The sequence below is a fragment of the Serratia nevei genome, from assembly GCF_037948395.1.
GTDB lineage: Bacteria > Pseudomonadota > Gammaproteobacteria > Enterobacterales > Enterobacteriaceae > Serratia > Serratia nevei.
In genome coordinates this window covers 2,274,750-2,299,960 of record NZ_CP149940.1, presented here as the reverse complement: position 1 = coordinate 2,299,960, position 25,211 = coordinate 2,274,750, and the positions used below count along the sequence as shown (strand labels likewise).

The 25,211-nt window shown below is 60.1% G+C and carries 22 protein-coding genes and 1 other RNA gene; 10 read left to right on the top strand and 13 right to left on the bottom strand.

From position 1 onward, the window contains the following. The first annotated feature begins 7 nt into the window (after positions 1 to 7). An RNA gene (gene rprA / locus V8N38_RS11100) (antisense sRNA RprA) lies at positions 8 to 117 on the top strand. A gap of 109 nt (positions 118 to 226) precedes the next feature. Here the strand turns inward: rprA and ppsA are convergent. After that, positions 227 to 2,605: a phosphoenolpyruvate synthase gene (ppsA, locus tag V8N38_RS11095; protein ID WP_060419199.1), complete on the bottom strand. Its 2,379-nt coding sequence runs from the start codon at positions 2,603 to 2,605 to the stop codon at positions 227 to 229. Between the two features lie 459 nt (positions 2,606 to 3,064). On the opposite strand from ppsA, the gene V8N38_RS11090 reads away from it, so the two are divergent. The 9 genes from V8N38_RS11090 (at position 3,065) to V8N38_RS11050 (ending at position 11,964) form a co-directional block, all read left to right on the top strand. Next, positions 3,065 to 3,925 carry a pyruvate, water dikinase regulatory protein gene (locus V8N38_RS11090; protein WP_162215433.1) on the top strand — a complete coding sequence of 287 codons (861 nt, stop codon included), beginning with the start codon at positions 3,065 to 3,067 and terminating at the stop codon, positions 3,923 to 3,925. A gap of 197 nt (positions 3,926 to 4,122) precedes the next feature. Then, entirely contained in the window at positions 4,123 to 5,169 is a 1,047-nt protein-coding gene (locus V8N38_RS11085) for a 3-deoxy-7-phosphoheptulonate synthase (RefSeq protein ID WP_038871025.1), read from the top strand. Between the two features lie 105 nt (positions 5,170 to 5,274). Beyond that, entirely contained in the window at positions 5,275 to 5,760 is a 486-nt protein-coding gene (locus V8N38_RS11080; protein WP_038871031.1) for a glutathione peroxidase, read from the top strand. A 171-nt stretch (positions 5,761 to 5,931) separates the two neighbouring features. Beyond that, the gene (hemP, locus tag V8N38_RS11075; RefSeq protein ID WP_043141213.1) at positions 5,932 to 6,114 is read left to right on the top strand and encodes a hemin uptake protein HemP; all 183 of its coding nucleotides are present in this window, start codon (positions 5,932 to 5,934) and stop codon (positions 6,112 to 6,114) included. 94 nt (positions 6,115 to 6,208) lie between these two features. Next, on the top strand, positions 6,209 to 8,251 hold the full coding sequence (locus V8N38_RS11070; protein WP_060440065.1) for a TonB-dependent hemoglobin/transferrin/lactoferrin family receptor: 2,043 nt from the start codon (positions 6,209 to 6,211) through the stop codon (positions 8,249 to 8,251). A gap of 66 nt (positions 8,252 to 8,317) precedes the next feature. Then, entirely contained in the window at positions 8,318 to 9,355 is a 1,038-nt protein-coding gene (locus tag V8N38_RS11065; RefSeq protein ID WP_049271968.1) for a hemin-degrading factor, read from the top strand. Next, the gene (locus V8N38_RS11060) at positions 9,352 to 10,182 is read left to right on the top strand and encodes a heme/hemin ABC transporter substrate-binding protein (RefSeq protein ID WP_064291077.1); all 831 of its coding nucleotides are present in this window, start codon (positions 9,352 to 9,354) and stop codon (positions 10,180 to 10,182) included. The genes V8N38_RS11065 and V8N38_RS11060 overlap by 4 nt, the downstream gene beginning before the upstream one ends. After that, positions 10,182 to 11,186 carry a FecCD family ABC transporter permease gene (locus V8N38_RS11055; protein WP_016927948.1) on the top strand — a complete coding sequence of 335 codons (1,005 nt, stop codon included), beginning with the start codon at positions 10,182 to 10,184 and terminating at the stop codon, positions 11,184 to 11,186. The genes V8N38_RS11060 and V8N38_RS11055 overlap by 1 nt, the downstream gene beginning before the upstream one ends. After that, on the top strand, positions 11,179 to 11,964 hold the full coding sequence (locus V8N38_RS11050) for a heme ABC transporter ATP-binding protein (RefSeq protein ID WP_049198604.1): 786 nt from the start codon (positions 11,179 to 11,181) through the stop codon (positions 11,962 to 11,964). The genes V8N38_RS11055 and V8N38_RS11050 overlap by 8 nt, the downstream gene beginning before the upstream one ends. A 34-nt stretch (positions 11,965 to 11,998) precedes the next feature. Here V8N38_RS11050 and V8N38_RS11045 read toward each other — a convergent pair whose 3' ends face one another. The 12 genes from V8N38_RS11045 to btuD all read right to left on the bottom strand — a co-directional run bounded on the left by V8N38_RS11045 (position 11,999) and on the right by btuD (position 25,211). Continuing rightward, positions 11,999 to 13,441 (bottom strand): protein adenylyltransferase SelO, encoded by a 1,443-nt coding sequence (locus V8N38_RS11045; RefSeq protein WP_060440068.1) that lies wholly within the window; start codon positions 13,439 to 13,441, stop codon positions 11,999 to 12,001. Between the two features lie 260 nt (positions 13,442 to 13,701). After that, entirely contained in the window at positions 13,702 to 14,433 is a 732-nt protein-coding gene (locus V8N38_RS11040; RefSeq protein ID WP_087763499.1) for an EAL domain-containing protein, read from the bottom strand. A 512-nt stretch (positions 14,434 to 14,945) separates the two neighbouring features. Then, on the bottom strand, positions 14,946 to 15,959 hold the full coding sequence (locus V8N38_RS11035; RefSeq protein ID WP_060419209.1) for a lipoate--protein ligase A: 1,014 nt from the start codon (positions 15,957 to 15,959) through the stop codon (positions 14,946 to 14,948). A 59-nt stretch (positions 15,960 to 16,018) separates the two neighbouring features. Next, positions 16,019 to 16,483: an NlpC/P60 family protein gene (locus V8N38_RS11030; protein WP_016927954.1), complete on the bottom strand. Its 465-nt coding sequence runs from the start codon at positions 16,481 to 16,483 to the stop codon at positions 16,019 to 16,021. A 174-nt stretch (positions 16,484 to 16,657) separates the two neighbouring features. Continuing rightward, positions 16,658 to 17,050: a 4-amino-4-deoxy-L-arabinose-phosphoundecaprenol flippase subunit ArnF gene (gene arnF, locus V8N38_RS11025; protein WP_019456018.1), complete on the bottom strand. Its 393-nt coding sequence runs from the start codon at positions 17,048 to 17,050 to the stop codon at positions 16,658 to 16,660. Further along, on the bottom strand, positions 17,047 to 17,391 hold the full coding sequence (arnE, locus tag V8N38_RS11020) for a 4-amino-4-deoxy-L-arabinose-phosphoundecaprenol flippase subunit ArnE (protein ID WP_060419210.1): 345 nt from the start codon (positions 17,389 to 17,391) through the stop codon (positions 17,047 to 17,049). The genes arnF and arnE overlap by 4 nt, the downstream gene beginning before the upstream one ends. Next, positions 17,388 to 19,052, bottom strand: coding sequence for a lipid IV(A) 4-amino-4-deoxy-L-arabinosyltransferase (arnT, locus tag V8N38_RS11015; protein ID WP_070914902.1), 1,665 nt, complete (start codon positions 19,050 to 19,052; stop codon positions 17,388 to 17,390). The genes arnE and arnT overlap by 4 nt, the downstream gene beginning before the upstream one ends. Next, entirely contained in the window at positions 19,049 to 19,954 is a 906-nt protein-coding gene (arnD, locus tag V8N38_RS11010) for a 4-deoxy-4-formamido-L-arabinose-phosphoundecaprenol deformylase (protein ID WP_147840229.1), read from the bottom strand. The genes arnT and arnD overlap by 4 nt, the downstream gene beginning before the upstream one ends. After that, positions 19,951 to 21,933 carry a bifunctional UDP-4-amino-4-deoxy-L-arabinose formyltransferase/UDP-glucuronic acid oxidase ArnA gene (gene arnA, locus V8N38_RS11005; protein ID WP_060419724.1) on the bottom strand — a complete coding sequence of 661 codons (1,983 nt, stop codon included), beginning with the start codon at positions 21,931 to 21,933 and terminating at the stop codon, positions 19,951 to 19,953. Before arnA ends, arnD begins: the two co-directional genes overlap by 4 nt. Next, positions 21,933 to 22,913, bottom strand: coding sequence for an undecaprenyl-phosphate 4-deoxy-4-formamido-L-arabinose transferase (gene arnC, locus V8N38_RS11000; protein ID WP_033642884.1), 981 nt, complete (start codon positions 22,911 to 22,913; stop codon positions 21,933 to 21,935). The genes arnA and arnC overlap by 1 nt, the downstream gene beginning before the upstream one ends. Continuing rightward, entirely contained in the window at positions 22,900 to 24,054 is a 1,155-nt protein-coding gene (gene arnB / locus V8N38_RS10995) for a UDP-4-amino-4-deoxy-L-arabinose aminotransferase (RefSeq protein WP_089185898.1), read from the bottom strand. Before arnB ends, arnC begins: the two co-directional genes overlap by 14 nt. Before the next feature lie 401 nt (positions 24,055 to 24,455). Further along, on the bottom strand, positions 24,456 to 25,211 hold the full coding sequence (gene btuD / locus V8N38_RS10990; RefSeq protein ID WP_060419216.1) for a vitamin B12 ABC transporter ATP-binding protein BtuD: 756 nt from the start codon (positions 25,209 to 25,211) through the stop codon (positions 24,456 to 24,458).

Below are 25,211 nucleotides of genomic sequence, written 5' to 3'. Positions count from 1 at the left end.
GCCATCTATTGCTTCAAATCACTGATTTTAAAGCAACCTTTCTGAACTATGTAATGCCATACATGTGAATTGCTGTGTGTAGTCTTTGCCCATCTCCTACGGTGGGCTTTTTTTTATTCTTTTTTCGCCAAATTGATTATTTTACGCGCCGTTATTTACATTCAGAAATAAAAAGGCCGCAGCGTAAACTGCGGCCTGGCGTTAATGCCTTAGCGATGCCGAGACATTATTTCTTTTTCGACAAATTGATCCAGGTCTGCACCACGGTGTCCGGATTGAGCGACAGGCTGTCGATGCCCTGCTCCATCAGCCACTCGGCGAAGTCTTCGTGGTCGGATGGGCCCTGGCCGCAGATGCCGACGTATTTGCCGTGGCGCTTGGCCGCCTGAATCGCCATCGACAGCAGCGCTTTCACCGCCTCGTTGCGTTCGTCGAACAGCTCCGACACCACGCCGGAGTCGCGATCCAGCCCCAGCGCCAGCTGGGTCATGTCGTTGGAACCGATGGAGAAGCCGTCGAAGTGCTCGAGGAACTGATCCGCCAACAGCGCATTGGACGGGATCTCGCACATCATGATCACTTTCAGCCCGTTCTCGCCGCGCTTCAGCCCCTGACGCGCCAGCTCGGCCACCACCGCTTCCGCCTGCGCCACGGTGCGCACGAACGGCACCATGATTTCGACGTTGGTCAGCCCCATTTCGTTACGCACGCGTTTCACCGCCTCGCACTCCAGCGCGAAGCAATCGCGGAAGCTGTCGGCCACGTAACGGCCGGCACCACGGAAGCCCAGCATCGGGTTCTCTTCGTGCGGTTCATACTTGTCGCCGCCCACCAGGTTGGCGTACTCGTTGGATTTAAAGTCGGACAGACGCACAATCACGCGCTTCGGCCAGAACGCGGCGCCCAGCGTCGCGATGCCCTCGGTCAGACGGCCGACGTAGAACTCGACCGGATGATCGTAACCCTGCATCAGCGCGCGAATTTCGTTTTGCAGCGCCGGCGTCTGCTGGTCAAACTCCAGCAGCGCGCGCGGGTGCACGCCGATCATGCGGTTGATGATAAATTCCAGCCGCGCCAGGCCCACGCCTTCATTCGGCAAACGCGCGAAGTCGAAGGCGCGATCCGGGTTGCCGACGTTCATCATGATCTTCAGCGGCAGATCAGGCAGCTCGGTCACTTCGGAGCTCTGCACGCTGAAGTCCAGCATATCGCTGTAAACGAAACCGGTGTCGCCTTCCGCGCAGGAGACGGTGACTTTCTGGCCGTCTTTCAGCACGTCGGTGGCGTGGCCACAGCCCACCACCGCCGGAATGCCCAGTTCACGGGCGATGATCGCCGCGTGGCAGGTGCGCCCGCCGCGGTTGGTGACGATCGCGGCGGCTTTCTTCATGATCGGTTCCCAATCCGGGTCGGTCATGTCGGTGACCAACACGTCGCCCGGCTGGATGCGATCCATTTCGCTGATGTCGTGGATCACTTTCACCGGGCCGGCGCCGATGCGGTGGCCGATGGCGCGGCCTTCCACCAGCACCGGGCTGGAGCCGTTCAGCTGGTAGCGCTCCATGGTCTGCTCGTTGGAGCGTACGGTCTCCGGGCGTGCCTGCACGATCAGCAGCTTGCCGGTATGGCCGTCTTTCGCCCACTCGATATCCATCGGGCGACCGTAATGTTTTTCGATCAGGATCGCCTGCTGCGCCAGCGCCTGCACTTCTTCATCCGTCAGCGAGAAACGGCTGCGCTGCGCTTCCGGCACGTCTTCGATGCGCACCTGCTTGCCGTGATCCTGCGACGGTGCGTACACCATGCGGATCTTTTTCGAGCCCAGGTTGCGGCGCACGATCGCCGGCTTGCCGTTTTGCAGCGTCGGTTTGTGCACGTAGAACTCATCCGGGTTCACCGCGCCCTGCACCACCATTTCGCCCAGGCCGAAGGCGGAGGTGATGAATACCACCTGATCAAAGCCGGACTCAGTGTCGATGGTGAACATCACGCCCGAGGAGGCCAGATCGGAGCGCACCATCCGCTGTACACCCGCCGACAGCGCCACGCCGCGGTGGTCATAGCCCTGATGCACGCGATACGAGATGGCGCGGTCGTTGAACAGCGACGCGAACACGTGCTTGATCGCCACCATCACGGCGTCGATGCCCTGCACGTTGAGGAAGGTTTCCTGCTGGCCGGCAAAGGACGCGTCCGGCATGTCTTCCGCCGTGGCGGAGGAGCGCACCGCAAAAGAGGCTTCCGGTTCGCCATCGGCGAGCTGTTGGTAAGCCTGATGAATTTCACGTTCGAACTCGGCGTGGAACGGCGTGTCGATCACCCATTGGCGGATCTGGGCGCCGGCCTTGGCCAGTTGTGCAACGTCGTCAACGTCGGTCTGATCCAGTAGCTGATAGATGCGCTGGTTAACACCGCTTTGTTCGAGGAAATCGTTAAACGCCTGTGCGGTGGTGGCAAAACCGTTTGGCACGGCCACGCCCAAATCGGAAAGATTGGTGATCATTTCACCGAGGGAGGCGTTTTTGCCGCCGACACGGTCAACGTCGTGCATGCCAAGCTGGTTGTACCAAAGCACATTACGCAAGTCTGGGCCATTGTTGGACATCGAGACAATCCTTATTGCTATCAGTAGGGTAAAGACGGATTTAATTCGCTTGCTTTACGGCGCCGCTAACACGGAGCCGAATCAGACTAGCACACTGATCTGGGGAAAATGGAAAGGTGAATCGATCAACCCACTGAAGAAAGTGGTTTTTAAGAGAATGTCCTAACCGGCTGATTTGCCTGGGAACCGTTCCCAATCGCACGAAAAGCTTAGTTCTCAACAAATTACGTTCTTTTTAAACTTCTGTTTTAATGACCACGCAAACGCTACCGTTTTTGGTGAAAATAGCGGCAAATTTGCGTTTCGGATCGAAAAGCGTCGCTGCGCCACGATTTTTACCGTCGTCAAAATGCACTTTTCTTCACGCGCCGCCGCAAGGCGGTTTACCGCCCCGCCGTCACAATTTTTTCCCTCGCCCCTTTACCGGCGAATCGTCTGCGGCTCATGATATTGGCAGTGATGACAGCAGGAACACCGTTCTCAGGTAAGGAGCCTCGGGTGGAAAGAAGCGTTTTTTATATTTCGGATGGTACGGCGATCACTGCCGAAGTGCTGGGGCACGCGGTGCTGTCGCAGTTCCCGGTCACGGCGACCACGTACACCTTGCCGTTTGTCGAAACCGAGGCCCGCGCACGCGCAGTTCGCCAACAAATCGATGATATCTATAATGAAACCGGCGTGCGGCCGCTGGTGTTTTACTCCATCATCTCGCCGGAAGTGCGAGATGTGATCGTCCAGAGCCAGGGCTTTTGCCAGGATATCGTGCAGGCGCTGGTCGGCCCGCTGCAGGGCGAGCTGGACGTAGAACCGACGCCGGTGCCGAACCGCACCCACGGCCTGACCGCCAGCAACCTCGGCAAGTATGATGCGCGCATCGCCGCCATCGACTATACCCTGGCGCACGATGACGGCATTTCGCTGCGCAACCTCGATCAGGCGCAGGTGATCCTGCTCGGCGTGTCGCGCTGCGGCAAAACCCCTACCAGCCTCTATCTGGCGATGCAGTTCGGCATCCGCGCCGCCAACTATCCGTTTATCGCCGACGATATGGACAATTTGCACCTGCCGGCTTCGCTGAAACCGTTTCAGCATAAATTATTCGGCCTGACCATCGATCCGGAGCGCCTGGCGGCGATCCGCGAAGAGCGGCGCGAAAACAGCCGCTACGCCTCATTGCGCCAGTGCCGCATGGAGATCGCCGAGGTCGAGGCGCTGTTCCGCAAAAACCAGATCCGCTATCTCAATACCACCAACTATTCGGTCGAAGAGATCTCCACCAAAATCCTCGATATCCTCGGCATGAGCCGCCGCATGTTCTGATCTTTTCCTCGCGGGGCCGTCGCGCCCCGCCGCCTGCCGTTTATTTCAGCAGCAGCTGATTTTTTTGTGCTTTTTTTCGCGGCTTTGATCAACAGAACGCAATCTCTACGGTTGAATTCAGCGCTTTTTGCGTTATTGTGATCGCCATCACTTCCCGGCACTCCTGCCGCAGAGAAGAACAGTTTCCAGGGAACAACATGTACAAAACAGATGAACTGCGGACCGCGCGCATCGACAGCCTCGTCACGCCGCAAGCGTTGGCAGACAAGCTGCCGATCTCGGCGGCCGTCGCCGATAACGTGACAGCGTCACGAAAACGCATTGAAAAAATCCTCACCGGTGAAGACCGCCGCCTGTTGGTGGTGATCGGCCCCTGCTCCATCCACGATCTCGACGCCGCCGTCGATTACGCCGGCCGGCTGAACGCCCTGCGCGAACGCTACCAGGATCGTCTGGAAATCGTGATGCGCACCTACTTCGAAAAACCGCGCACCGTCGTCGGCTGGAAAGGCCTGATCTCCGATCCGGCGCTGGACGGCACCTTCCAGGTCAACCGCGGCATCGAAATGGCGCGCCGCCTGCTGCTGGAAGTGAACCAGCTCGGCCTGCCGACCGCCACCGAATTCCTGGACATGGTGGTCGGCCAATACATCGCCGATCTCATCAGCTGGGGTGCCATCGGCGCACGCACCACCGAAAGCCAGATCCACCGTGAAATGGCCTCGGCGCTCTCCTGCCCGGTCGGCTTCAAAAACGGCACCGACGGCAACACCCGCATCGCCATCGACGCCATTCGTGCGGCGCGCGCCGGGCACATGTTCCTGTCGCCGGACAAACATGGCCAGATGACCATCTACCAGACCAGCGGCAACCCGTATGGCCACATCATCATGCGCGGTGGCAAAACGCCGAACTACCACGCCAGCGACATCGCTACCGCCTGCGACAGCCTGCGCGAGTTCGATCTGCCGGAGCACCTGGTGATCGACTTCAGCCACGGCAACTGCCAGAAGATGCACCGCCGCCAGCTGGAAGTGGCCGACAACGTTTGCCAACAGATCCGCGCCGGCTCCGCCGCCATCACCGGCGTGATGGCGGAAAGCTTCCTGGTGGAAGGCACGCAGAAAATCGTCGCCGGCCAGCCGCTGACCTATGGCCAGTCGATCACCGATCCTTGCCTGAGCTGGTCCGACAGCGAACAGCTGCTGGCGATGCTGGCGGATGCGGTCGATAGCCGTTTCTGACGCAACCTAGGCCGGGGCTTCGCCCCGGCTTTATCCCTCCCGCCCCGCTCATCTATACTGATTGCAACCTCTTTGCACCCGCCGAAACGCACCTGGAGCCCCGGCATGATTCACTCTCTGTTATCCATCCCCTGCGTCACGCTGCAGGGCGAGCAAAAAACGCTGGGCGATTTCCCGGCGCGCGCTTACCTGGTGGTCAACACCGCCAGCAAGTGCGGCTTCACCCCGCAATACCGCGGGCTGGAAAATTTGTGGCAATACTATCGCGAACGCGGCTTGGTGGTGCTCGGCTTCCCCTGCAACCAGTTTGGTTCTCAGGAGCCGGGCAGCCCGCTGGAGATCGCCAACTTTTGCAGCCTCAACTACGGCGTCAGTTTCCCGCTGTTCAGCAAGATAGACGTTAACGGCCCCGGCGCGCACCCGCTGTTCAATGAGCTGAAACGCCTGGCGCCCGGCATTTTGGGTAGCCGCCGCATCAAGTGGAATTTCACCAAGTTTCTGCTTACCGCCGACGGCCAGCGCGTCACGCGCTTTGCGCCGATCACCAAGCCCGAACGTCTGTTTGACCGCATCGAAACCCTGCTGAAATAACGCCCCTTTTTTACGGGCCGAGTGCGCTCGGCCCGCCGCCAGATGTCCGTTCGACAAAAAGGTTCCATCGGTAAGAAAATTTTCCTTGATGTAACCTTTCCTTCACATGATAATGATTCTCAGTTTGATATTAATTACCATTTAATGGTCTGTTTTATAAGCACAATGATGATGGATACTGCCAACACGCCTACCCCCGCCGCCGCGGCCCCGACCGAGCACAGCGCAAACGCGCCGCCCAGCTACGACAGCGCACAGCTGCTCGGCACCGACGGCATCGCGTTCATTACCCATCAGGGCCAGCGCTATCAGCTACGGCAGACCAAAGCCGGGAAATTGATCCTGACCAAATAACCACAGAATCCTCAAACGCCAGCCACCCCGATCTTTTGATCCAGGCAGCCAGCAAATCTATTGATATGTTTTATTACATACGGAGAGTTGCACCATGCCTCTGACATTTTCCACCCGGCTGCGTTTTTCCGCTTTGAGTCTGGCGATTGCCTGCGCTCTGCCTACGGTGGCCTTGGCACAAAACACCAGCACAACATCCTCTTCCAACGCGGCGCCGGCTAAAAAAGCCAAAGCCGCCGACGAGACCATGACGGTGGTCGCCACCGGTAACCAACGCAGCAGCTTTGAAGCGCCGATGATGGTCACGGTCATCGAAGGCAACTCGCCGGAAAGCCAGACTGCCACCTCGGCCGCCGATATGCTGCGCCGCGTGCCGGGCATCACCGTCAACGGCACCGGGCGCAGCAACGGTCAGGACGTAACGATGCGCGGCTACGGCAAAAACGGCGTGCTGACGCTGGTCGACGGCATCCGCCAGGGTACCGATACCGGCCACATCGGCGGCACCTTCCTCGATCCGGCGCTGGTCAAGCGCATTGAAATCGTGCGCGGCCCCTCTGCGTTGCTGTACGGCAGCGGCGCACTGGGCGGCGTCATCGCCTACGAGACCGTCGATGCCGCCGATCTGCTGCTGCCGGGCCACGATACCGGGTTCCGCGTCTACGGCACCGCCGGCACCGGCGATCACAGCCTGGGCATGGGCGCCAGCGCTTACGGCAAGACCGATAACCTCGACGGCCTGCTGTCGTTCGGCACCCGCGACGTCGGCAATCTGCGTCAGGGCAACGGCTTCGATGCGCCAAACGACGAAACCATCAGCAACGTGCTGGCCAAAGGCACCTGGAAAATCGACGACAATCAGTCATTGAGCGGCGATCTGCGCTATTACAACAACAGCGCCCAGGAACCGAAAAACCCGCAGACGCCGGGCAGCTCGAGCGGCAACCCGATGACCAACCGCTCCACCATCCAGCGCGATGCCGCTCTGAGCTATAAGCTCAAGCCGGTCGGCCAGGATTGGCTGGACGCCACCGCGAAACTGTACACCTCGGAAGTCAAAATCAATGCGCACAACGCCGGCGCGACCGACGAATTCCGCAAGCAGACCACCAACGGCGGCAAGCTGGAAAACCGCACGCGTCTGTTCGCCGACAGCTTTGCGTCACACCTGCTGACCTACGGCTCCGAGGTCTATGAACAGAAACAGCAGCCGGGCGGTGCCACCACCAGCTTCCCGCAGGCCAAGATCAACTTCGCCTCCGGCTGGCTGCAGGATGAAATCACGCTGCGCGACATTCCGATCACCGTGCTGGCCGGCACGCGCTACGACGATTACAAAGGCAGCAGCCAAGGCCACGAAGACGTCAAGGCCGACAAATGGTCGTCCCGCGGCGCCCTGAGCTACTCGCCGACCGACTGGCTGATGCTGTTCGGCTCCTATTCCCAGGCCTTCCGTGCTCCGACCATGGGCGAGATGTACAACGATTCGCGCCACTTCCCCGGTAACTATTGGGTGCCTAATCCGAATCTGCGGCCGGAAACCACCAGCACCACCGAAGCCGGTTTCGGCCTGCGCTTCGACGACCTGCTGCTGGCGGATGACAGCCTGCAATTCAAGGCCAGTTACTTCGATACCGACGCCAAAGACTACATCTTCATGTATGTCACTCGTACGCAGACCGCCTCAGCGAATATCTCTCGCGCCAAGATTTGGGGTTGGGACACCTCGCTGAACTACCAGACCAAGTGGTTTAACTGGGATCTGGCTTACAACCGCACACGCGGCAAGGACAAGTCTCGCAATGGCGAATTGAACGCGAAAAGCGGCGATTGGCTGGCCGACATCAGCCCGGATACCGTCACCAGCTCGCTGGACGTGCCGCTGGGCGAAACCGGTCTGTCCGCCGGCTGGGTCGCCACTTTCGCCGAACGCGCCACCCGCGTACAAACGGGGATGCCGGAGCAAGGTGGCTACGGCGTCAACGATTTCTATCTGAGCTACAAGGGCCGCGATCGGCTGCAGGGCATGACCACCACCGTGGTGCTGGGCAATGCCTTCGACAAAGAATATTACTCGCCGCAGGGCGTCCCGCAGGATGGCCGCAACGCCAAACTGCTGGTCAGCTACCAGTGGTAATCATTTGACTATCTGGCGGACAACCCGGTTGTCCGCCGTTCGCATTACAGCGCAGGAGAATTCCGCATGAGCAATACCCTATACGAACGCTACCAACAGGCTAAAATCGATCACCCCGGCAAATACGCCCGCGATCTGGCGGCGATCCTCGGCGTCAGCGAAGCAGAGCTAACGCACGCCCGCGTCGGCCACGACACTCGCCGCCTGCAGGCCGACGCGCGCACCCTGCTGACCGAGCTTGAGCAGGTCGGCGTCACCAAGTCCATCACCCGCAACAGCTATGCGGTGCATGAGCAGATGGGCCGCTACCGCAACCAGCACCTCAACGGCCACGCCGGGCTGATCCTCAACCCGCGCGAGCTGGATCTGCGCCTGTTCCTCAACCACTGGACCAGCGTTTTCGCCATGAGCGAAACCAACAAGCGCGGCGTGCGCCACAGCATCCAGTTCTTCGACCAACAGGGCGATGCGCTGCACAAGGTCTACACCACCGAAGAGACCGATCTGCCGGCCTGGATGGCACTGGTGGAACGCCACCTGAGCGAAGAAAATCCGGCGCTGGCGCTGCAGCCCGCCGAGGCGAGCACCGCGGATGAAACGACGCAGGATCATGCCAAAATCGACGGTGAATGGCGTGCGATGACCGACGTTCACCAGTTCTTCCAACTGCTCAGCCGCAACAAACTGACGCGCCAGCAGGCGTTCCGCGCCGTCGGCGACGATCTGGCCTATCAGGTGGACAACAGCGCCCTGTCGCAGCTGCTGGAAGCGGCGCAGCAGCAGCAGAACGAGATCATGATCTTCGTCGGCAACCGCGGCTGCGTGCAGATCTTCACCGGCCAGATCGAACGTTTGATGCCGCAGGAAGGCTGGATCAACGTGTTCAACCGCCGCTTCACGCTGCACCTGATCGAAGACGCCATCGCCGAAAGCTGGATCACCCGCAAACCGACCAAAGACGGCATCGTCACCAGCCTGGAGTTGTTCGCCGCCGATGGCACGCAGATTGCGCAGCTGTATGGCCAGCGTACCGAAGGGCAGCCGGAACAAACCCAGTGGCGCGAGCAGGTTGCCGCGCTCGCCGCCAAGGACATCGCCGCATGAAATCTTCCTTGATCCGCCGCCTGGCGTTGATGATGGCGCTGGCGCTGCCGCTCACCGCTGCGGCGGCGCAGCGCATCGTCTCGATCGGCGGCGACGTGACGGAAATCGCCTTCGCGCTCGGCGCCGGCGACGAAGTGATCGCCCGCGACAGCACCAGTCTGCATCCGGAAGCGGTGAAAAAGCTGCCGGACGTCGGCTATATGCGCCAGCTGAACGCCGAAGGCATTTTGGCGCTGAAGCCGACGCTGGTGCTGACAACCGAGCTGGCACAGCCGGCGCTGGTGCTCAAACAGCTGGCGGACAGCGGCGTCAACGTGGTCAGCGTGCCGGGTGACACCACCCTGCAGGCGGTGCCGCAGAAAATCGCTACGATCGCCGCCGCGCTGCAGCGCGTTGAGCAAGGCAAACAGCTGAGCGAGCGCTATCGACAACAGCTGGCGGCGGTCGATACCTCCCCGCTGCCGATCAAAGTGCTGTTCGTGATGAGCCACGGCGGCATTACGCCGATGGCCGCCGGGCAACACACCGCCGCCGACGCAGTGATTGCCGCCGCCGGCCTGAAAAACGCCATGCAGGGCTTTGACCGCTACCGTCCGCTGTCGCAGGAAGGCGTCATCGCCAGCGCGCCGGACCTGTTGCTGGTCACTACCGACGGCGTGCGCACCCTCGGCGGCGAACAGCAGTTGTGGACGCTGCCGGGCCTGGCGTTGACGCCGGCGGGCAAGCAGCGCCGCGTGCTGATCGTCGATGACATGGCGCTGCTGGGCTTCGGTCTGGAAACGCCGGCGGCGCTGGCCAAACTGCGCCACGCGGCGGAGCAAAAGTAATGCGCTGTCGCACCTCGCCTCAGCTGGCCATCATCGGTCTGCTGGTGTTGCTGACGCTGCTGGCGCTGGTCGCCGCCAACCTGGGCGCGCTGACGCTGTCGTTTCGCACCCTGTGGCGCGAACCTTTCAGCGATGCCGCCTGGCACATCTGGTTGAACATCCGCCTGCCGCGCGTGCTGCTGGCGGTGGTGATCGGCTGCGCGCTGGCGGTATCCGGTGCGGTGATGCAGGGGCTGTTCCGCAACCCGCTGGCGGATCCGAGCCTGCTGGGCATCAGCAGCGGCGGCGCGCTGTTTGTCGCTCTGTTCATCGTGATGCCGCTGGCGTTGCCGGTGACGATCGCACTGTACGGCCATATGCTGGCGGCGTTCCTCGGCAGCCTGCTGGTATCGCTATTGATCTACGGCATCAGCCGCAGCGGGCACGGCAATCTGTCGCGGCTGCTGCTGGCGGGCATCGCCATCAACGCCCTGTGCATGGCGGCCATCGGCGTGCTCTCTTACGTCAGCAGCGATCAACAGCTGCGCCAGTTCTCGCTGTGGATGATGGGCAGCCTCAGCCAGTCACAGTGGCCGACGCTGGCGGTTTCCGCCTCGCTGATCCTGCCTACGGCGCTGCTGACGCTGCTGCAGGCGCGCCGGCTGAACCTGTTGCAGCTGGGGGACGAAGAGGCCCACTACCTCGGGGTGAACGTCCAGCGCGCCAAGCTGCAGCTGCTGTTGCTGAGCGCCTTGCTGATCGGCGCGGCGGTAGCGATGAGCGGCGTGATCGGCTTTGTCGGTTTGGTGGTGCCGCATCTGGTGCGCATGCGCCTCGGCGGCGATCACCGCTGGCTGCTGCCCTGCTCCGCGCTGGGCGGCGCCTGTCTGCTGCTGGTCAGCGATACGCTGGCGCGCACGCTGGTGGCGCCGGCCGAAATGCCGGTGGGGTTGATGACCAGCCTGATCGGCGGTCCTTACTTCTTGTGGCTGGTGATGCGCCAGCGGGAGCGAACCGGTGGATAACGCCGCCTGCCTGACGGCCCGAGAGCTGCGCTACAGCCTCGGTGCGCGCCGCTTGATCAACGACGTTTCGCTCAGCCTCGCCGGCGGCGAAATGGTGGCGATTATCGGCCCTAACGGCGCCGGCAAATCGACGCTGCTGCGCTTGCTGACCGGCTATTTGACGCCGGACTGCGGCGAATGTCGCCTGCTTGATCGCCCGCTGGAACAGTGGGCGCCGCAGCAGTTGGCCAAAGTCCGAGCCGTGATGCGCCAGTACAGCGATCTGGCGTTTCCGTTCAGCGTGGAGGAAGTGGTCAGCATGGGGCGGGCGCCGCACGGCAAACGCGACGAGCATCAGGCGATCCAACAGGTGATGGCGCAGACCGACTGCCTGGCGCTGGCGCAGCGCGACTACCGCCAACTGTCCGGCGGCGAACAGCAGCGGGTACAGCTGGCGCGGGTGTTGGCGCAGCTGTGGCAACCGCAGCCGTCTCCCGCCTGGCTATTTCTCGACGAGCCGACCTCGGCGCTGGATCTGTACCACCAGCAGCACACCCTGCGCCTGCTGCGCTCGCTGACGCGCCAACAGCCGCTGGGCGTCTGCTGCGTGCTGCACGATCTTAATCTGGCCGCGCTGTACGCCGATAGGATCCTGCTGCTGCATCAGGGGCGTCTGGTGGCGAGCGGCACGCCGCAGGAGGTGTTGCAGACGGAGATCCTCACCCGCTGGTATCAGGCCGATCTCGGCGTGGTGCATCATCCCGAAGTGTCGCTGCCGCAGGTCTACCTGCGTCAATAACGTCAAGGGCGCCATTAAGCGCCCTTTTTTCATCTCAGCTGGAGCAGGAAATCTCCAGATGTTTGCCCCAGTCCGGCGGCAGCACGGCGAGATCGTCATATTCCGGCGCATCGTCGAACGGCCGCAGCAGGGCCTGATGCAACCGCTGCAAACGGCCCACGTCGTCTTGCTCCGCGTCTTCAATCGCCTGCTGCGCCAGATAGTTGCGCAGGATCAGGCGCGGGTTCACCGCCTTCATCGCCCGTTGCCGTTCCTCATCGCTCACCTGCTCCTGCTGCAAACGCTGACGATACTGCTGATACCAGGAATCGAACGCCGCGCGGTCGATAAACTCGTCGCGCAGCGGCGACTGCGCCTGTTGCTGTTCAGTGTCGCTCAACAGGCGGAACGTGCGGGTATAGTCCCGCCCTTCCTGCGCCATCAGGCTCAACAGCCCGGTGAGCACGTCATTGTCCTGCGCCGTCGGCGTGAAGAAGCCGAGTTTAGCGCGCATCTGTTCGCCGTAGGCGCGCATCAGCGCCGGTTCATACGCCGCCAGCGCCTGCTGCAGCTGTTCAGTGGTCATCAGCCCCGACAGGGTCTGCGCCAGGCGATGCAGGTTCCACAGCGCCACCGCCGGCTGATTGTCGAAGGCGTAACGCCCCTGATGGTCGGAGTGATTGCAGATATAACCGGGCTGATAGTCATCGAGGAAGCCGTAAGGGCCGTAGTCAATGGTGATGCCGAGAATCGACATGTTGTCGGTGTTCATCACGCCGTGAGCGAAACCGACGGTTTGCCAATGGGCGATCAGGCGCGCCGTCCGTTCCACCACGTCGGTAAACCACAGCAGGTAACGTTCAGCCTGATCCTGCAGCTGCGGCCAGTGACGGGCAATGACGAAATCCGCCAACTGCCGCACCTGCTCCGGCTGTTTGCGGTAGTAAAAGTGTTCGAAGTGGCCGAAGCGCACGTGGCTTTCCGCCACCCGCATCAGCATGGCGCCGCGTTCCGGCTGCTCGCGGAACACCGGCTGGCGGCTGGTCACGATGGTCAGCGCTCGGGTGGTCGGGATCCCCAAATGGTGCAGCGCCTCAGAGGCCAGAAACTCGCGGATCACCGAACGCAGCACCGCGCGGCCGTCCCCCATACGCGAATATGGCGTCAGCCCGGCGCCCTTCAGGTGCCAGTCGCGGTGGCTGCCGTCCGCCAGGACCTGTTCGCCCAGTAAAATGCCGCGGCCATCCCCCAGCTGCCCGGCCCAGACGCCAAACTGGTGGCCACTGTACACCTGCGCCAACGGCTGCATGCCGGGCAGCAGCGTTTCTCCCGCCCAAATGGGGGTTTTATCCTGGGTAAACCAACTTTCATCCAGCCCCAGCTCGCGCGCCAGCGGCTCGCTGTGGTACAGCAGGCGCGCATCCTTGAGCGGCGTCGGGTTCAGGGCGGTGTAGAAACCGGGTAACTGTTGGTAGTAAGCGTTATCGAACTGCGGCATAGGCCCTCCGTTTCAGCGTAGTGTAGAGCCTGGACGGGCGGATTAACACCGAAGGAATGCAGGGAGAACGCATCCTCCTGTCGCCAGGACGGATGCGGGGAGTTTGGCGTTTCCACCTGACGGAGGAAACGCGGTTTAACGTGGGCTGACAAAACGGTGTCATCAGCCAAAAAACGATGGCGAATAACGGCGACGGAATCACGGCAAACATCACCCCGCGCATTATTTACCTCATTGTGTGTAGTTTTTTATATCACTTCTTAATTATTGAACTCGCTGGGCTTCGCCAGCAAAGTTTGCAGATTATCCACACCAACGCTGGGCCATAAAAAACCTTGCAGGCCTAAAACACCGGCGTATCTGAGTTTATTAAAGTACTCTTTTTTCTCTATTCCTCCGACGATCACGCCTTTACACAACAGGTTGATATTCTTTAACAACGAGTCGATGACCACGTCATACCCCTGATGGGTAAACAGCTGCCAGTAAAAACGCTTGTCTATCTTTACATAGTCAAACAAACCATCATACAGCGCGGTCAAGGTGGCTTTACCGGAACCGAAATCATCGAGCCACAGCGTAAACATTTCGCTTAATCGCTGCACGTTCGGGTTGTTCTTCCCGGCCGAAAGATTCGGAAAACTCTCACTCATTTCGAATGCAATAAAAGGATATTGCCTGATCCATTGGCACAATGCCGGATCGGAAAGAATAAGTTCGACGATGGTTTCTTCGATATTGATGGTCAACTGCACGCTGTTACCGGTAAACCAGCCCGCGTGCCGCTCCGCAAGTTTCAATTGCTCATTAAATAACTCAATCCTTTGTTCAGGCGCCAATAAATTAATCCCAATTTCGGCCGGCATGGCTAAATCACCGTCGAGACTGTTGAAACGGCTCAACATTTCCACCGCCAACAGCCTGCCCTCCATTGAGTAAACAGGTTGAAAAACATAGCTACTAATAAAGTCAGCTTCGAGTTGGATGTTCATTTTAATGCCACAGGATGAATGGCTAGCGTATCATCGTATATCAATATATTTTATCGATCAATCCTTCTGGGATTAATCGGAAATATCAATGCAAATACCCATGAAATATCATTTAATTGATAGATTAAAGCTATACGACAATCGCGAAAGGCGCAAAAGAAAAGCAGCTGAACTTATGCCACCTTTCTCGCCCAACGCGTGATATGAAAAGGTATTTGGCTTAAGTGGATTGGATGACGGGCTAAATTTGACTTATCTCCGTTGTTTTATTTAAGAAAAATCTTAAATAAAGTAAAATAATCTTTCTGCCGTAACGCCGATTTTTCCTGCCGTTAACGATGACTGATTAAATTTAATAACACATCAATTCCGCCCGTTATTCTCAGCATTGAAAACGTAAAAAAATGCCCACCTTGATTTTCAGAAAATCTGCGCTACGCCCCTGCGAAACGTCGATTTCAGCGATAAAAAAAGGGATGAGCACGCTCATCCCCTTCACCATCCCATACCGGCTAACGGATCGTTTCGCTCAGCCATTGCCGCAGTTCGGTCAATTCCGCCGCCTGTTGCGGATAATCCGCCATGAGCCGATCGCAGCAAGCGGCAACGGGCTCGCTGCGATACGCGCAGCCCACCAGCGCTTCCGCCAGCCGCTGCAGCGGGGCGGGATTCAGGCTGTCGGTGAACACCTGCGCGCGAACAATCGTTCCCTTCTCCACGTCGAAGAACAGATCCACGCCGCCCCAGACGAAGCGCTCGTTAAGCAGATGACTGAACGCCGGCGCCTTGCCGAAATTCCATTCCCAACTGCTCTGTTTGGCGAACTGCGCGGCAAAATCGGGCAAATCGGGGAATACGTCCGGCGAAATGATCTCCGGCTCGGCCGTCTCGCCATAGTGGGCAAAAAAGGCCTGCACGATGGCTTCGCACACCTGCTCATGGCTGATACCCGGCAAAAACTCCGCCAAATTGGCGACGCGCGAACGCACCGAAGTGATGCCCTTGGCCTGCAGCTTTTTGGGATCGGGATTGAGGTAGTCTGCCAGCCGCTCCAGATCGGCGTTCAGCAGCAGCGTGCCGTGGTGGAAACCACGGTCCTGGGTTTCTCGATAGGCCGAGCCGGATATTTTGCGCGGCCCGTCGGCGGTTTCCATCACCAGATCGTTGCGCCCCGACGCGCCGGCCGTGACGCCCAGCTGCCGCAGCGCTTGCAGAATGATGTCGGTCGAGACGCTTTTGTCGTAACCCGGTTTGCCGGCCATAAAGGTAAAACAGGTGTTGCCCAGGTCGTGAAATACCGCCCCACCGCCGCTGCTGCGCCGCGCCAGCCGAATGCCGTCCTGCTCCATGCGCCGGGTGTTGCACTCTTTCCACGGGTTCTGCGACTGGCCAATCACCACCGTTTCGGCATTGCGCCACAGAAAGAGGATTTTTTGCGTGGTCATCTCGCGGAAGATGCACTCTTCCACCGCCAGGTTAAACCAGGGATCGTAGGAATCGGAGATCAATAAACGCAGGCTGTTCATGGCAGGCACCGTTCAAAACACGTGATGCCGCCATGATACACCAAATCAATAGGTTAAGGCTAAATGCGTCGCGCCTGCCAGTATACCCGCTTCCAGTAGACGTTATCGAGCGAGGAGCGGATCACTCCGCGGCTGGTCGACGCGTGGATAAATTGGTCGTTGGTATCGTAAATGCCGACGTGCAGGCCGTTCTCACCGCCGCCGGTTTTGAAAAACACCAGGTCGCCCGGCATCAGCTCATCACGCGAAACCTTGGTGCCCAGCGAGGTTTGCTCTTCGGTCGAACGCGGCAGCTGCATGTCGAAACGATCGCGGAACGTGCGGTAAACAAAGCCGGAACAATCTACGCCGCCGCGATCCAGGCCGCCGTAACGGTATGGCGTACCGTACCACTGACGCAGTTGCTCGTTGAGCTGGGCCACCACCACGATAGAGTCCGCCAGGCGGCCGCTCGGCGGCGGCGCATGGCTGCTGCAGCCGGCGAGGATCAAACTGGCTAATAAAAACCACACACGCATCCGCATAATATTCCTTCATTGAACACGCTGCCGCATTATGCCAATCGGCACACCACCACCGCCTGCGAGGCGAAGCCGGCACCACGTAAGGAGAGCGCTATTTGGCGTTAATTTATCTCCCGCACGGGGAAAAAGGCAAGCGCCATGAGGGAGATAATAGCAGGCTCGCCGGTTTTGACCCTATTCCGGCGATTTTGTCTCGGATTTGCTGTTAATCAGCCAGACGCCGAACAGAATAAACAGCGTGCCCAACGTTTTCAGCAGTGTAGCGGATTCGTTAAACCACGGCAGGATCACCGCCGCCAGATAGACCAGCGCGTAGCTGACGCTCAGCAGAGGATAAGCGCGGTTTAACGGCAGGTGGCGCAGCGCAAAGAACCAACACAGCATCGACAGCGCATAACCGAAGATGCCGCCGCCCACCGCCAGAAGCGGCAGCCAGTAGTCGCCGATCAACGCCAACGAGACGTCGGCGAACGACATCAGCGGGATTTGCACCATGCCCCACTTCATCAGCAACTGCGCCAGCGTCACCAGCAACACGCTGGCGGCGCCCCAGGCATAGCCCCTCATGAATGCACGCTCATCAGCAGGATCCCCAACATAATCGACGCTACGCCACACCAGTGGCGCACGGTCGTCGGCTCATGAAACAGCCAGCGCGCCGCCAGCGTCACCATCACGAAGTTCAGGCTGAGCATCGGGTAAGCCAGGCTGAGCGGCAGGCGTTGCAGCACATTGAGCCACACCGCCATGCCCAGCCCCAGCAGCAGCACCGCCAGCGCCAGCCAACGCAGCGTCTGCTTCAGCCGCGCTTCGTCCGCCCGCTCCCAACAGTGCGCCGCCTGCTTCTGGCACAGCTGCCCACCGCAGGTGAGCAGGCTGACCACAATCACCAACAGAAAACCCATCATGGTTGCTGTTTATACCACATCAGCACCAGGCGATTCATACGATCTACCTTGTCTGCGGCAGGCAGTTCCTGCGGCAGCGCTTCGCCACGGGACAGCTGCAGCACCAGGGACACATTCCCCTGTTTGCGCGCCTGCGCCAGCCACTGCGGGAAGTCGGCGTCGCTGATCAGGTGGCCTTTGGCGTCCGGATACTCCAGACCATAAGCTACCTCGCCTTTCTGGCTGTACATCAGCACGTCGCTACGCTTCAGTTCCCAGGCCAAACCGGCCGCTACCCCGACGCTGTCGGTCAGCACGTAACGGCTGTCGCCCAGCTCGGCCATCGTGGCGCGCGCGAAGTTCTGCGGCAGCTTGGAATCGGTCACCTGTTGCGGGATGGCGTAGCCGATCACCAGGCACAGCAATACCGGGCAGGCCGCCGCCCAGCGCCATTGACGGCCGTTATCGCGTGCGGAAACCAGCGCGAACAGGAGCCAGCCGCCGAAGGCGATCAGGCCGAGCACCACCTTCGGCCACTCTTGCGCGGTAAACAGATGGGCTTTCGGCAGCAGGCCGGCGCTCAACACCACCAGCGCCACGATGCCGATCAGCCCGAACAGGCCGTTCAGCCAGGCATTGGCCTTGAACAGTCTGGCGCGCAGGGTGGCGGCGTAGTCTTCCGCATAGGCGGTCATCAGCAGCGCCAGCGGCGCCATGCACGGCAGAATGTAGGTCGGCAGCTTGCCTTTGGCGATGCTGAAGAAGATCAGCGGCATCATCGCCCAGCTCAGCAGGAAGAACAGCTCCGGGCGCTGTACGCGTTCGCGCCAGCCCTTGAGCAGCGCACCGGGCAGCAGCGCCAGCCACGGCAGCACCGCCGCCAGCAGGATCGGCAGGTAATACCAGAACGGCGCCTTGTGCTGGGCGTTATCTTCGGCGAAACGCTGAATATGTTCGACCCAGAAGAAGTAATTCCAGAAATCGGGTTCGCGTTGCGCGATCGCCAGCGCCCACGGCAGGCTGAGCAACGTAGCGGTCACGATCGCCACCGGGCCGTAGCACAGCAGATCCTTGATGCGACGTTGCTGGATGACGATCGGGATCACCGCGATCACCGGCACCGCCAGCGCCAGGAAGCCCTTGGTCATAAAGCCCATGCCGCAGGCCAAGCCCAGCAGCGCGTAGGCGCCCAGCTTGCCTTTGACCGAAGTGGCTTTCAGCGTCAGGTAGTAGCTGACCATCGCCGCCGCCAGCCACAGCGAGATCATCGGATCCAGCACGCTGTAGGTGCCGATGCTGAACACCAGCACCATCGACAGGAAAATCAGCGCCGCCAGGCTGGCGCGGCGCGCATTGCGCCACATCAGCATCGCCAGCGCGAACACCAGCAGTGCGGTCATGCCGGTGCTGAACACCGAGCCGAAGCGCACCGCAAAGTTGTTTTCGCCGAACAGCCACTGGCTGATGTTATTGAACCAGTAACCCGCCACCGGCTTTTCGAAGTAGCGCAGCCCCAGCAGGTGCGGCACAACCCAATCGCCGCGCTGCAGCATTTCACGGCTGATCTCGGCATAACGCGTCTCGTCCGGCTGCCACAGCAGGCGGCCGTTAAGCGGGATCAGGTAAACCAGAGCAAAAAAAACGGCCAGCAGAATGGCCCAGGATCCTTTTAGCGCCTTCATGTAACGTCCTTCACATCGGTTTGACAGCCCAGCCAACCTTCGCGGCCGGGGAAAGGAGCACGCTTGATGCGGCCCAACGGCAGTGACGCCAAATCTTGTGGTAACAGCGCGCCAAGCGGACAGAATTCGATGCCCTGCTGCCGTGCGCGTTGCAATAACTGTTCGAACATCGCCGCTTGCGACATGCCTTCCACTTCGGTGTGAATGGTGTACACCGGCACGCCGCGATCGTTCTCGATGGCGCGCAGAATGTAGTCGTTGAAGTCGGCCATGCTGACTTCGCTGCCGATCACTTCGTCGAAGGTCGGCAACGTCACCGGGATCTGCACCGTGCCGTGACGCCCGTCGCTCAGCACCGGACGGAACGGATGGGTGCCGCGGCAATCGCTGTTGTAATGGAAGCCGAAGCGTTGCTTGACCTCCAGCACGCGCGTATCGGCACGCCAGCCCGCCACGGCGGAGCATTTCACCGGCTGGCCGGTGCTGGCGCTCAGGGCATCGACGCCCAGCTGCACTTGTTCGGTCAGCTGCGCCTCGCTCCACTTGCCGACCTTGGCCTGCCACCCCTGGTGATCCCAGGCGTGCAGCCCGACTTCATGACCGGCTTCGGCGGTGCGCTTCATCAGCGGCCCCAACGCGCGTGAAATGTTGCGCCCCGGCCAGGCGGTGCCGGCCAGCAGAATGTCCAGGCCGTACAGCGAGGCGGCGTTCGAACGCAGCATTTTCCACAGAAATTTCGGACGCAAAAGGCGCCAAAGATGGCGCCCCATGTTGTCCGGTCCCACGCTGAAGAAGAAGCTGGCCTGAATGTCGTACTTGTCGAACAGGTCCAGCAACTGCGGCACCCCTTCACGGGTGCCGCTGAAGGTATCTACATCAACCCGCAGACCGACTTTCTTCATGCATCGTTCCCTTCCTGAACGGTAGTGCGCAGGAAGTAGTCCAGCGTATCGGCGACGGTTTGCTTCATCTCGATGGTCGGCTGCCAGCCCAGCAGGCGGTGAGCGTTCTTGATGCTCGGCGTGCGGTGCTCGACGTCCTGGTAACCTTTACCGTAGTAGCTGCTGCTCTCAACGTCCTTGAAGCCGGCAAACGGCGGGAAGCGGTCGCGCAGCGGGTGGTTGTTGAAGCTTTCCAGCAGCATTTCCGCCAGCTCGCGGATGCTCGCTTCGTTGGTCGGGTTGCCGATGTTGACGATCTGGCCGTCGCACAGGCCGTCGCGGTTCTCGATGATGCGGAACAGCGCTTCGATGCCGTCGTTGATGTCGGTGAAGCAACGTTTCTGCGCGCCGCCGTCCATCAGTTTGATCGGCGAACCTTCCACCAGATTGAGGATCAGCTGGGTGATGGCACGGGAAGAGCCGATACGCGCAGCGTCCAGGTTATCCAGGCGCGGCCCCATCCAGTTGAATGGACGGAACAGCGTGAACTTCAGGCCTTCTTTAGCGCCGTAAGCCCAGATCACCCGATCCAGCAGCTGTTTGGAGACCGAGTAGATCCAGCGCTGTTTGTTGATTGGCCCGACGATCAGGCGCGAATGGTCTTCGTCGAACTCTTTGTCGTCGCACATGCCGTACACTTCTGAGGTGGACGGGAAGATGATGCGCTTGTTGTATTTCACGCAGTCGCGAACGATCTTCAGGTTCTCTTCGAAATCCAGCTCGAACACGCGCAGCGGGTTACGGGTGTATTCGATCGGCGTCGCGATCGCCACCAGCGGCAGCACCACGTCGCATTTCTTGATGTGATACTCGATCCACTCGGAGTGGATGCTGATGTCGCCTTCCACGAAGTGGAAACGCGGGTTGTCGAGGAAACGGCTGATGGCGTCAGAACCGATATCCAGGCCGTAGATGTCGTAGCGATCGTCACGCAGCAGGCGCTCGGTCAGGTGGTTACCGATGAAGCCGTTGACCCCGAGGATCAGCACGCGAGTGCGGCGTTTCATTACGGCGTTCGGCTTGGCGGCCAGGCGCACGTCGGTGACGATGCCCATTTCCTGCGCCAGGCGGCTGCCCTGCACATACAGGCCGCTGTCGTTCTGACCGGCAACGATCTCCAGCGCGCCTTCGCCACAGGCGATGACCAGCGGCGAGGTGCTCAGTACGGTGCCCGGCTGCTTGTCGTGTTGGGTATCCAGCACGCGAGAGCGCCAGACGATCAGCTTGCGCTGGCCGAGGTAGCTGAAGGCACCCGGGTACGGTTCCGTGACGGCGCGTACCAGGTTGTTGATCTCTTTGGCGGACTTGTGCCACAGGATCTCGCCGTCCGCTGCGGTGCGACGGCCGAAGTAGCTGGCCTGAGACTCATCCTGCTTGGTGAAGGTGGCGGTGCCGTTCTTCAGCTTCGGCAACTGCTCTTTCAATACGGCCTGCGCGGCTTCCAGCACTTTTTTGTGCAGCGTCAGCGCAGTGTCGCTGTCGGCGATGGTCACTTTCTGCTGACCGACGATGTCGCCGGCGTCCGGGCGTTTCACCATCTTGTGCAGCGTGGCGCCGGTTTCGGTTTCGCCGTTCACCAGCGCCCAGTTCACCGGGGCGCGGCCACGGTAATGCGGCAGCAGCGAACCGTGCAGGTTGAAGCCGCCCTGCGGTGCCAGCGAGAGGATCTCGTCGCTCAGCATATGGCGGTAGTAGAACGAAAAGATCACGTCCGGCTGCAGGTCGCGAATGCGGTCAACCCACAGCGGGTGGTTCACGTCTTCCGGCGCATAGACCGGCAGATCCAATTCGGCGCCCAAACGGGCCACGGAGGAGAAGAAGTTGTTCTCACCAGGGTCGTCGGTGTGCGTGAATACGGCCTGCACGTCATAACCCGCCTCAGTCAGCGCTTTCAGACCTGCGCAGCCAATATCATGGTAAGCAAATACAATAGCTTTCATCATTCTTCTTCCTGAGTATTGTGGTCCTGCTGTACGCCGACCACTTTCTGAACAAAATAGCGAGGACGTGCGCGCACGTCGGTATAGATGCGGCCGATGTATTCACCCAGTAGCCCCATGCCAACAAACTGGGCGCCGATAAAGGTGAACAGCACGGCGAAGAGGGTGAACACGCCGCCGGCGGCCCATTCAGGGCCGAGCAGCAGACGCAGCGCAATCAGCACCAGCGCCAACACAAACCCGGACAGCGCCACGATGCTGCCGACCACGCTGAGCAAACGCAGCGGGGTGGTGGTCAGGCAGGTGATCAGGTCGTACATCAGGTTGATCAGCTTCATCAGGCTGTACTTGGAATCGCCAAACTCGCGCTCGGCGTGACGCACGTCGATCTCGGTCGTGCGACGGGCGAAGGTGTTCGCCAGAATCGGGATAAAGGTGCTGCGTTCGTGGCAGTGCAGCATCGCCTCAACGATGTGACGACGGTAGGCGCGCAGCATGCAGCCGTAGTCCCCCATCGACTTGCCGGTGGCGCGTTGAATCATCATGTTGATCACGCGCGAAGCGCTTTTGCGGAACCAGGAGTCTTGACGGTTGGCGCGCACGGTGCCCACCACGTCATAGCCCTCTTCCGCCACGCTGACCAGACGAGGGATCTCCTCCGGCGGGTTCTGCAGATCGGCGTCCAGCGTAATCACCAGATCGCCGGTCACCTGGTTGAAACCGGCCATGATCGCCGAGTGCTGGCCATAGTTGCGGTTCAGCAAAACGGCGATGACGTGGCTGTCCGGCTTTTCCGCCGCCGCGGTCAGCATGTCCGCGGAGTTGTCGCTGCTGCCATCGTCGACGAGGATGATTTCATAAGGTTGAGATAACTGCTTGCAAGCGGCGGTAGTACGCTCCAGCAACGCCGGCAGACTTTCCTGCTCGTTGTATACCGGGATGACTATCGACACTTTTTTAATCGGTTCAACGCGAGACACGTAAAGACTCCACAACAGAAGACAAGGCATTGACCACGCGATCCACGTCGGCGTCGGTCATATCAGGGAATAGCGGTAAAGTGCACAGCCGCGCCGAGTTCCATTCGGTATTCGGCAAGGAAAGCTGCGGATAACGCTCACGGTAGAATTTCTGGGTATGCGCGGCGCGGAAATGCAGCCCGGTGCCGACGCCAACCTCTTTCAGACGCTCCATCAACCGATCGCGATCGATGCCGCAACGCTCAGGGTCGACGCGCACCATAAACAGATGCCAGGCGTGGTCATGCGGGTAATCCGGCACGCCCAACGGTTGGAACGGCGAGCCTTCCAGCGCGCTCAGGTAGCGCTGTGCCAGCGCCTTGCGGCGCGCGTTCAGCTCAGCGAAGCGCGACAGCTGCACCACGGCGATCGCCGCGTGAATGTCGGACAGGTTGTATTTGTAACCCGGCTCCACCACTTCGGCCTGCGGTTTGCGGCCAAGCTGCTGACGATCGAAGGCATCGACGGCCAGACCGTGGAACTTCAGGCAACGCAGGCGATCCGCCAGCGCATCGTCGTCGGTGGCGATCAGGCCGCCCTCGGCGCAGGTCACGTTTTTAATGGCGTGGAACGAGAAAATCGCCGTGCCGCGCGCGCCGACCCATTCGCCGTTGTAGCGCGTACCGACCGCATGGGCGGCGTCTTCGATCAAAGGCAGACCGTGGCGTTCGGCCACGGCGCGCAGCGCGTCCATCTGCAGAGGAGCGCCGGCGTAGTGCACCGGAACAATCGCTTTGGTTTTCGGGGTGATGGCAGCCTCGACATCGGCGGCGCTGACCATCAACGTATCACGGTCAACGTCGATCATGACCGGCGTGGCGCCCAGCAGCTCGATCATGTTGAGGGTGGAAACCCAGGTTTGCGAAGGGGTGATGACTTCGTCGCCGGGGCCGATGCCCAGCGCCATCAGCGTGATGTGCATGCCAGCCGTGGCGGAACTGACGGCGATCGCATGCTTACAGCCGAAGGTGGAACAGAAGTCGCTTTCCAGCTGCTGGTTTTGCGGCCCGGTGGTGATCCAACCGGAACGCAACACTTTCTCTACCGCGGCGATTTCTTCATCGCCGATGGCCGGACGAGAGAAAGGCAAAAATTGATCCATAGTTAACCCCAAACGTATCGAACTGCTTTTGATGACACTGTAAATCCCTTTCGTTTAACGGATATTAAACGCCAGAGAAGAATCGTTTCCGTGGATTAACTGCCAATGTAAGGCCGCAAGCTTAACTAAACCTTAAGACGAGACTTGTCATCAGTGGGTCAACTGATTGGTGGGTGCCGCCATCATCTATTTAAAATCATTATTAAAATCAATTTATTATATTTATTAATAATTATTTACGTATTTTATTTTTGCCGAATCAAGCGTAGCACGTCATCGACGTTTTTCAAGAAAATCGATAAGAAAGTGAGAGGCAGCCCAATATTAACCAATGATTACCCGGCTATTTATATTCACTACGTTTAGTGTTCGTTTACGTTACGCTCCGCCGTCGCCGCGACTCAAGCCGTGCGGGTCATGATCCAACGCTGGTCCCCCACCCATTGCAGGTGGAAGTCCACTTCATAGATCTGCGACAGCAGCGCGGGTGCCATCACCTCACGCGTGGCCCCCTGTGCCACCAGCCGCCCGGCGTGCAGCAACCAAACCCGATCGGCCTGCTGTAAGGTATGATTCAGATCGTGCGCGCACACCAGCGCGCTGCGCCCGCTCTGGCAAAATTCCCGCAGCAGGCGATCCAGCGCGACTTTCTGCGCCACGTCCAGGCTGTTGGTCGGCTCATCCAGCAACAACAGCTGACTGTGCGGATTGACGCTGGGCCACACCTGCAGCAACACCGCCGCCAGCCGCACCCGCTGCCATTCGCCACCGGAGAGCTGCGTCAGCATGCGTGACAGCTTATCCACCAGCTTCAGCCGCTGGCACAAATAGAGAATGGCGTGTTCCACATCGGTTTGCGCCGCTGCCGCTGGCCGGTGCAAGGCCAAATACTGGAACACCGGCATCAGCGACACCGGCGGCTGTTGCTGGCTGAGATAGCCGCGCCGGCATGCCAGCGCGTTACCCGGATAATCGGCCAGCGCGCGCCCGTCCAGGCGAACCTCGCCCAGCCCCGGCAGCATGCCGGCCACCCGCGCCAGCAAGGTGCTCTTCCCGGCGCCGTTTGGGCCGATCAGATGAACCTGCAACCCGCCTTCAATCTGTGCCGAAAAAGGCGCCAGGCGCCCCGCCACCCCAACCTCGACGAGTTGCAGCAT

Excerpts from the sequence above, each read along its gene's own strand:
- V8N38_RS11085 (WP_038871025.1), top strand. The coding sequence starts at position 4,123 with ATGTACAAAACAGATGAACTGCGGACCGCGCGCATCGACAGCCTCGTC.
- arnB (WP_089185898.1), bottom strand. The coding sequence starts at position 24,054 with ATGGATCAATTTTTGCCTTTCTCTCGTCCGGCCATCGGCGATGAAGAA.
- btuD (WP_060419216.1), bottom strand. The coding sequence starts at position 25,211 with ATGCTGCAACTCGTCGAGGTTGGGGTGGCGGGGCGCCTGGCGCCTTTT.
- arnF (WP_019456018.1), bottom strand. The coding sequence starts at position 17,050 with ATGAGGGGCTATGCCTGGGGCGCCGCCAGCGTGTTGCTGGTGACGCTG.
- arnD (WP_147840229.1), bottom strand. The coding sequence starts at position 19,954 with ATGAAGAAAGTCGGTCTGCGGGTTGATGTAGATACCTTCAGCGGCACC.
- V8N38_RS11035 (WP_060419209.1), bottom strand. The coding sequence starts at position 15,959 with ATGAACAGCCTGCGTTTATTGATCTCCGATTCCTACGATCCCTGGTTT.
- V8N38_RS11080 (WP_038871031.1), top strand. The coding sequence starts at position 5,275 with ATGATTCACTCTCTGTTATCCATCCCCTGCGTCACGCTGCAGGGCGAG.
- arnT (WP_070914902.1), bottom strand. The coding sequence starts at position 19,052 with ATGAAGGCGCTAAAAGGATCCTGGGCCATTCTGCTGGCCGTTTTTTTT.
- V8N38_RS11030 (WP_016927954.1), bottom strand. The coding sequence starts at position 16,483 with ATGCGGATGCGTGTGTGGTTTTTATTAGCCAGTTTGATCCTCGCCGGC.
- arnA (WP_060419724.1), bottom strand. The coding sequence starts at position 21,933 with ATGAAAGCTATTGTATTTGCTTACCATGATATTGGCTGCGCAGGTCTG.
- V8N38_RS11065 (WP_049271968.1), top strand. The coding sequence starts at position 8,318 with ATGAGCAATACCCTATACGAACGCTACCAACAGGCTAAAATCGATCAC.
- arnE (WP_060419210.1), bottom strand. The coding sequence starts at position 17,391 with ATGATGGGTTTTCTGTTGGTGATTGTGGTCAGCCTGCTCACCTGCGGT.
- V8N38_RS11070 (WP_060440065.1), top strand. The coding sequence starts at position 6,209 with ATGCCTCTGACATTTTCCACCCGGCTGCGTTTTTCCGCTTTGAGTCTG.
- V8N38_RS11060 (WP_064291077.1), top strand. The coding sequence starts at position 9,352 with ATGAAATCTTCCTTGATCCGCCGCCTGGCGTTGATGATGGCGCTGGCG.
- V8N38_RS11055 (WP_016927948.1), top strand. The coding sequence starts at position 10,182 with ATGCGCTGTCGCACCTCGCCTCAGCTGGCCATCATCGGTCTGCTGGTG.
- ppsA (WP_060419199.1), bottom strand. The coding sequence starts at position 2,605 with ATGTCCAACAATGGCCCAGACTTGCGTAATGTGCTTTGGTACAACCAG.
- V8N38_RS11090 (WP_162215433.1), top strand. The coding sequence starts at position 3,065 with ATGACAGCAGGAACACCGTTCTCAGGTAAGGAGCCTCGGGTGGAAAGA.
- V8N38_RS11045 (WP_060440068.1), bottom strand. The coding sequence starts at position 13,441 with ATGCCGCAGTTCGATAACGCTTACTACCAACAGTTACCCGGTTTCTAC.
- V8N38_RS11040 (WP_087763499.1), bottom strand. The coding sequence starts at position 14,433 with ATGAACATCCAACTCGAAGCTGACTTTATTAGTAGCTATGTTTTTCAA.
- hemP (WP_043141213.1), top strand. The coding sequence starts at position 5,932 with ATGGATACTGCCAACACGCCTACCCCCGCCGCCGCGGCCCCGACCGAG.